Below are 5,917 nucleotides of genomic sequence, written 5' to 3'. Positions count from 1 at the left end.
GGGATGAACATGCTGTCGCGGCGTGCCAAGGCGAAGCGCGGGCAGGCCGAAGGCGGGCACTGAGGCTCGAGCGGCCAGGGCGGCGCGTCGTTCGGCGGTGGCGGGGAATCGTGCTTGGTCATGCTGGAATCCGGAAAACCCTCGTCAGAATGCGATGCCGAGCGTCAGGTAGGGACGCACGCTGCGATTGCGCAGGCCATAGGCGAGGTCGACATTGACCGGCCCGACCGGGCTGCGCCAGCGCGCGCCGAACCCGACGCCCGGATAGAACACCCGCTCGCCCCAGGCATCGGTGGCGGTGCCGATGTCGAAGAAGGTGGCCGCGCCCCAGTCGTGGTTGAACCAGTGCTGGTATTCGGCGGTGCCCGTCATCAGGTACTTGGTCGGCAGCACCGAGCCGTCCACGCTGTTGCCGATGCTCTGGTAGCCGTAGCCGCGCACCGAGTTCGAGCCGCCGGCGCGGAACAGCAGCGAGGCCGGCACGCCGGCCGAGCCGCCGCTGGTGAACACGCCGCCCAGCTCGGCACGGAAGAAGATCAGGTCGCGCTTGCCGATCGGGATGTACTGCTGGCCGCGCGCGTAACCGCGCACGAAGCTCTGGTCGGTCAGCACGCCCTTCACGGCGAAGCCGGCCTCGGCGTGGATCAGGTTGCCCGAGCGCGGGAACAGCGGATCGTCGACGTTGCGCCGCGTCCAGGACCATTGCGGCACCAGCGCGCGGCTGGTGGTCGGGCCGGCGCCGTTCTGGTCGAGCCGGTCCTGGTAGAACATGATCGAGTAGGAATAGTCGATGTTCTGGCTGGTCTTGGTGCGCTGCAGGCCCAGGCGCGCGCTGTAGATGCGCACGTCCGACACGTTGGTGTTGGTGTACGAGGCCAGCGCGCTGTTGGTCCAGCCGCGCGGGCTCGGCGGCATCGACAACTGGACCTGCCCGTATTGCTGGATCTGGTCGATGCGCCCCGACACCTGCAGCGGCCAAGCCGCGCCGAAGGTGTCGAGATAGGTATAGGAGCCCTGGATGTGCGGCCCGGTATCGGTCGCGTAGCCGACCCCGCCGCGCACGCTGTTGTAGGGATACTCGCTGACCTTCACGTGGACCGGCGTGTCCTCGGGCTTGCTGGCGTCGTCGCTGACGTCGATCGCCACGCTCGCGTAGTAGGGCGTGTTCTGCAACTGGCGCTGCAGCTCGTTGATGCGCTGCACGTCGTAGATCTCGCCCACCCCGAGCGGGTTGACGTTGGTGACGATGCGCTCGGGATAACGCCGCACGCCCGACACGTCGAGCGCGCCCATCGTGAAGGTCGGCCCGCTGTCGAAGCTCACCGCGAGCTTCGCGGTGCGCGTGCGCGGATCGATGCGCGCCTGCGAGCTGACGATCTTCGCGCCCAGGTAGCGATAGGACTGCAGTTGCTTGAGCGCGGCATTCTTGGCGCCGTCCCAGCCCGACTGCGTGAAGGCGTCGCCCTCGTGCAGCGAGAAGGCCAGCCGCGCGGCGGTTTCCTGCTTCGGGTCCTCGGTGCCGACGGGGCCCTTGAACTGCAGGTCGACGCCGGCCACGTCGGTCTGCGGGCCCGGGTCCACCTTGACCGTCACCGAACGCTTGCCGTCGCGGTTGCGCACGTCGGTCGAGACCACCGGCGAGAAATAACCCTCGGTGGCGGTCAGGTCGCGCACCTGCTGGGGCGTGGCGGTAATCAGGAACTCGAACTGGTCGTCGGAGATGTCGTCGCGCTTGGCGAAGCGCGAGACGTCGAGGTGCTGCTGGAGCAGCTTGCGCACCGAGCGCGGCGCGTCGATGTCGACGCTGTACTTGGCCCAGGCCGGCAGCGCGAAGCTGGCCGCCAGGCAGCCGCCCAGCGTCAGGCGGACCAGGCGCGGCAGCAACGGGAAGCGGGAAGACGGCGACGGCGCCTGGCCGGCGGAACTCGCCTGGCTGGCAGGCATCGCCTTGCTGGAAACGATCGCCTCGGCGCCCGGGATCGCCTTGCGGCGGGCACGACGCGCATCGGGTGGAATGGCCAGCCCTGTCAAATACCGCCCCCTCGGAAATTGATCGGATGAAAAAACCACATTTGACCACAGCGACATGGCGCCACAGAGGCCAAACATTGAAAGATCTTCAAAAGCGCGCGTGCAGATACACACCGCGGGCATTCGACGCGCGCGAACGCCGGCTGTTCCCCGCGATGCGGTAAAATCCCGCCATCCCCAACCCGGGCGGCGGCGCGAAGCGCGCACCGGCCCGTCTCGAACGGAACCCCACCATGTCGTACACGTCCGACGTCACGCAATTTCTGAACCAGCTCAAGCAACAGAAGCCGGCGCTGGAAGACGAGCAGCGCAAGGGCCGCGCCCTGCTGTGGGACAAGCAGCCGATCGACCTCGACGAGCGTTCGGAGCAGCAGCAATCGCGCGTCAAGCAGAACTCCTACGTCTACTACCAGAACTTCTGATCCCGTGAGCGCCGCCGACGAGGCCGCCGCCCCGCCCGAGGACGCGCTCGCCGCGCGTGCCGGCGCCGATTCGACGCCCGACACGGTGGACGGCGTCGCCGCCTTCGCGCGCCTGTACGGCGAACCGCTGTTCAAGCTGCCGCAGGATCTCTACATCCCGCCCGACGCGCTCGAGGTCTTCCTGGAGACCTTCGAGGGCCCGCTGGACCTGCTGCTGTACCTGATCCGCAAGCAGAACTTCAACGTGCTCGACATCCCGATGGCCGAGGTCACCGCCCAGTACCTCGGCTACGTCGACCAGATCCGCGAGTCGAACCTGGAGTTGGCGGCCGAGTACCTGCTGATGGCGGCGATGCTCATCGAGATCAAGTCGCGCATGCTGCTGCCGGTCAAGAAGGCCGACACCGGCGAGGAAGCCGAGGACCCGCGCGCCGAGCTGGTGCGCCGCCTGCTCGAATACGAGCAGATGAAGCTGGCCTCGCAGCGGCTCGACCAACTGCCGCAGCTCGGCCGCGACTTCCTGCGCGCCGAGGTCTACATCGAGCAGAGCATCACGCCGCGCTTCCCGGACGTCGATTCCGAAGACCTGCGCGCGGCCTGGGCCGACGTGCTCAAGCGCGCCAAGCTGGTCCAGCATCACCGGATCTCGCGCGAGGAGCTGTCGGTGCGCGAGCACATGAGCCTGATCCTGCGGCAGTTGCAGAACGTGCGCTTCATGGAGTTCGCCGAGCTGTTCGACACCTCGCGCGGCGTGCCGGTGGTGGTGGTCAACTTCATCGCCATGCTCGAGCTGGCGCGCGAGTCGCTGATCGAGATCACCCAGCCCGAACCCTTCGCGCCGATCTACGTGCGCCTGGCCTACCTGCCGGCCTGAGGCGGGCGCGCCGGGCCTCGCGCTGTTTCCTCACGCGGCTTTCCCCTTTTCGCCTCGAAGACGGGCCGGCACGGCCCCGTCTGTCCCGTCTTCGCGCGACCTCGCCCGGATAAAAAGCGAACGATCGTGCGCTTATCGGTGCGCTTCAGCCGCAAATCCTCTACAATCGCCGACGCTCGCGCCCTGCCCGGCTCGCGGGCCAGCGAACCGTCCGACCACGAGGCCGCGCCCCGCGCGGCGGCAACGCGCGATGCGCGCGAGGAACCGCTCTACCGACCATGAAAGTCATCAGCACGATCCAGGAGCTGCGCGACCAGTTGCGCGGCCAGAACCGCACGGCCTTCGTGCCGACGATGGGCAACCTGCATGAAGGCCATCTGTCGCTGATGCGGCTCGCGCGCCAGCATGGCGACCCAGTGGTCGCGAGCATCTTCGTGAACCGGCTGCAGTTCGGCCCGAACGAGGATTTCGACAAGTACCCGCGCACGCTGCAGGACGACATCGAGAAGCTGCAGAGCGAAAACGTCTACGTGCTGTTCGCGCCGACCGAGCGCGACCTGTACCCGGAGCCGCAGGAATACCGCGTGCAGCCGCCGCACGACCTGGGCGACATCCTGGAGGGCGAGTTCCGCCCCGGCTTCTTCACCGGCGTGTGCACCGTGGTCACCAAGCTGATGGCCTGCGTGCAGCCGAAGGTGGCCGTGTTCGGCAAGAAGGATTACCAGCAGCTGATGATCGTGCGCCGCATGTGCCACCAGCTCGCGCTGCCGGTGGACATCGTGGCCGCCGAAACGGTGCGCAACGACGACGGCCTGGCGCTGTCCTCGCGCAACCGCTACCTGAGCGAGGCCGAGCGCGCCGAGGCGCCCGAGCTGGCGCGCGCGCTGCAGCGCGTGCGCGAGACGGTGCTGGGCGGCGAGCGCGACCTGGCCAAGGTCGAGGCCGCGACCCGCGAGGCGCTGGCCGCGCGCGGCTGGCAGCCCGACTACATCGCGATCCGCCGCCGCGCCAACCTGGTCGCGCCGAGCGCCGAACAGCTCGAGGGCGGCGAGCCGCTGGTGGTGCTGGCCGCCGCCAAGCTCGGCGCCACGCGCCTCATCGACAACCTGGAAATCTGACGGCCCGCCGTCGCGCTTCCGCCTCACCGCATCAGGACACACCATGCAGCGCCACATGCTGAAATCGAAGATCCACCGCGCCACGGTCACGCACTGCGAGCTTCACTACGAAGGCTCCTGCGCGATCGACGAGGACCTGCTCGAAGCCTCGAACATCGTCGAGAACGAGCGGATCGACATCTGGAACATCAACAACGGCGAGCGTTTCTCGACCTACGCGATCAAGGGCGAGCGCGGCAGCGGCATGATCTCGCTGAACGGCTCGGCGGCGCGGCGCGCGCAGCTCGGCGACCTGGTGATCATCGCCGCGTTCGCGGTGGTCGACGAGGCCGACCTGAAGGCCGGCTGGAAGCCGGACCTGGTGTTCGTCGACGAGCACAACAAGATGAAGGGCAGCCGCGACCACGTGCCGACCCAGAGCTGGACCTGAGCGCCGCGCCGTTCGCGGCCGCCGGCAACGGAAAACCCGCCGTTCGCGAGAACGGCGGGTTTTGTTTTTGATGCCCCGGCGAAGGCTCAGTCGGCGGGCTTGTCGGCTTTATCGGCCTTGTCGGCCTTGCCCGGCCTGGCCTGCGCCCAGTCGACGATCGACTGCCATTGCTCGAGATCCTTCTCGACGCGGCTGCGGGCGACATCCCACAAGGTCAGGCCGTGCGCGGCCACCTGCACGTAGTTCTGGGTGTCGCGCAGGTAGCCGAGCACCGGCAGCTCGAGCCCCTCGACGAAGCGCTGCAACTGCTCGGCCGAGCGCGTGCGCGCATCGACGCGCATGCCGACGATGCCGACCTGCACCGCGCCCTTGCGCACCGCCTTCTCGGCGGCCAGCCGCTCGAGGAATTGCTGGGTGGCGAGGATATCGAACATCGAGGGCTGGAGCGGCACGATCACCTTGTCGGCCAGCTCGAGCGCGAGGTCGAGCCGGTTGCCGTGCAGCCCGGCCGGCGTGTCGATCACCGCGTATTCGAGGCCGCGCGGCGGCTTGGCCGGCGCGCCCGGGTCGAGCGCCCAGGCCTCGATGACCGGCAGCGTGGCGGGCCGCAACGCGAGCCAGCCGTGCGAGGACTGCTGCCGGTCCAGGTCGGCCAGCGCCACCCAGGCGCCCTGCGCCGCGAAATACCCGGCCAGATTGGTGGACAGCGTGCTCTTGCCGACGCCGCCCTTCGGATTTGCCACCACGATCACCGTCATGTACACCCCCGGAAAGCCGCGCGGCGCCGGTCGGCGGCGCCACGGAAAGTTGCGGATACAGGGAGCGATGATATCGGCAAAACGCCCCGCCCCGGAATGGGGCAGGCGCGATCAAGGCCGGATGGGCGGGTATCGCCACATCGTGCCGGCTCGGGTGGGGCCCGGCTGGACGGCTCGGTCGGCGAGGGAAACCAGGCCGGGCGGCGCGGCCGATGGCCGGGAGCGGGCCTGGCGCCGGGTTCCGGCCGTCGACGGCGCCGAGCCGGTGGCAGCCGGAACCGGCG

The 5,917-nt window shown here is 68.7% G+C and carries 7 protein-coding genes; 5 read left to right on the top strand and 2 right to left on the bottom strand.

Translation table 11 applies throughout. The features are described from left to right. Positions 1-144 precede the first annotated feature (144 nt). Positions 145-1,944 (bottom strand): autotransporter assembly complex family protein, encoded by a 1,800-nt coding sequence (locus F3J10_RS34010; RefSeq protein WP_205194436.1) that lies wholly within the window; start codon positions 1,942-1,944, stop codon positions 145-147. 320 nt (positions 1,945-2,264) lie between these two features. On the opposite strand from F3J10_RS34010, the gene F3J10_RS34005 reads away from it, so the two are divergent. The 4 genes from F3J10_RS34005 to panD all read left to right on the top strand — a co-directional run bounded on the left by F3J10_RS34005 (position 2,265) and on the right by panD (position 4,875). Continuing rightward, positions 2,265-2,453 (top strand): DUF3460 family protein, encoded by a 189-nt coding sequence (locus tag F3J10_RS34005; protein ID WP_025096620.1) that lies wholly within the window; start codon positions 2,265-2,267, stop codon positions 2,451-2,453. A gap of 4 nt (positions 2,454-2,457) precedes the next feature. Then, entirely contained in the window at positions 2,458-3,327 is an 870-nt protein-coding gene (locus tag F3J10_RS34000; protein ID WP_166916295.1) for a ScpA family protein, read from the top strand. Between the two features lie 278 nt (positions 3,328-3,605). Then, the gene (gene panC / locus F3J10_RS33995) at positions 3,606-4,445 is read left to right on the top strand and encodes a pantoate--beta-alanine ligase (RefSeq protein ID WP_167243908.1); all 840 of its coding nucleotides are present in this window, start codon (positions 3,606-3,608) and stop codon (positions 4,443-4,445) included. Between the two features lie 43 nt (positions 4,446-4,488). Further along, positions 4,489-4,875, top strand: a complete 387-nt coding sequence (gene panD / locus F3J10_RS33990) for an aspartate 1-decarboxylase (RefSeq protein WP_042625753.1) — start codon at positions 4,489-4,491, stop codon at positions 4,873-4,875. An 86-nt stretch (positions 4,876-4,961) separates the two neighbouring features. Here panD and F3J10_RS33985 read toward each other — a convergent pair whose 3' ends face one another. Further along, entirely contained in the window at positions 4,962-5,633 is a 672-nt protein-coding gene (locus tag F3J10_RS33985; RefSeq protein ID WP_025102263.1) for a ParA family protein, read from the bottom strand. Between F3J10_RS33985 and F3J10_RS36125 the strand changes: the two genes are divergently transcribed. Beyond that, positions 5,632-5,917 (top strand): hypothetical protein (locus F3J10_RS36125; protein ID WP_205200583.1); only part of this gene is annotated, 286 nt, incomplete at its 3' end. The genes F3J10_RS33985 and F3J10_RS36125 overlap by 2 nt on opposite strands.

It is taken from the genome of Burkholderia sp. Cy-637 (assembly GCF_011753175.1).
Lineage (GTDB): Bacteria > Pseudomonadota > Gammaproteobacteria > Burkholderiales > Burkholderiaceae > Burkholderia > Burkholderia gladioli.
Note: the sequence above shows the minus strand (reverse complement) of the source record. Positions and strands in the feature narration are given on the sequence as shown.

Bases quoted from the DNA above. Each gene is read 5' to 3' on its own strand.
- panD (WP_042625753.1), top strand. From the start codon at position 4,489: ATGCAGCGCCACATGCTGAAATCGAAGATCCACCGCGCCACGGTCACG.
- panC (WP_167243908.1), top strand. From the start codon at position 3,606: ATGAAAGTCATCAGCACGATCCAGGAGCTGCGCGACCAGTTGCGCGGC.
- F3J10_RS33985 (WP_025102263.1), bottom strand. From the start codon at position 5,633: ATGACGGTGATCGTGGTGGCAAATCCGAAGGGCGGCGTCGGCAAGAGC.
- F3J10_RS34010 (WP_205194436.1), bottom strand. From the start codon at position 1,944: ATGCCTGCCAGCCAGGCGAGTTCCGCCGGCCAGGCGCCGTCGCCGTCT.
- F3J10_RS34005 (WP_025096620.1), top strand. From the start codon at position 2,265: ATGTCGTACACGTCCGACGTCACGCAATTTCTGAACCAGCTCAAGCAA.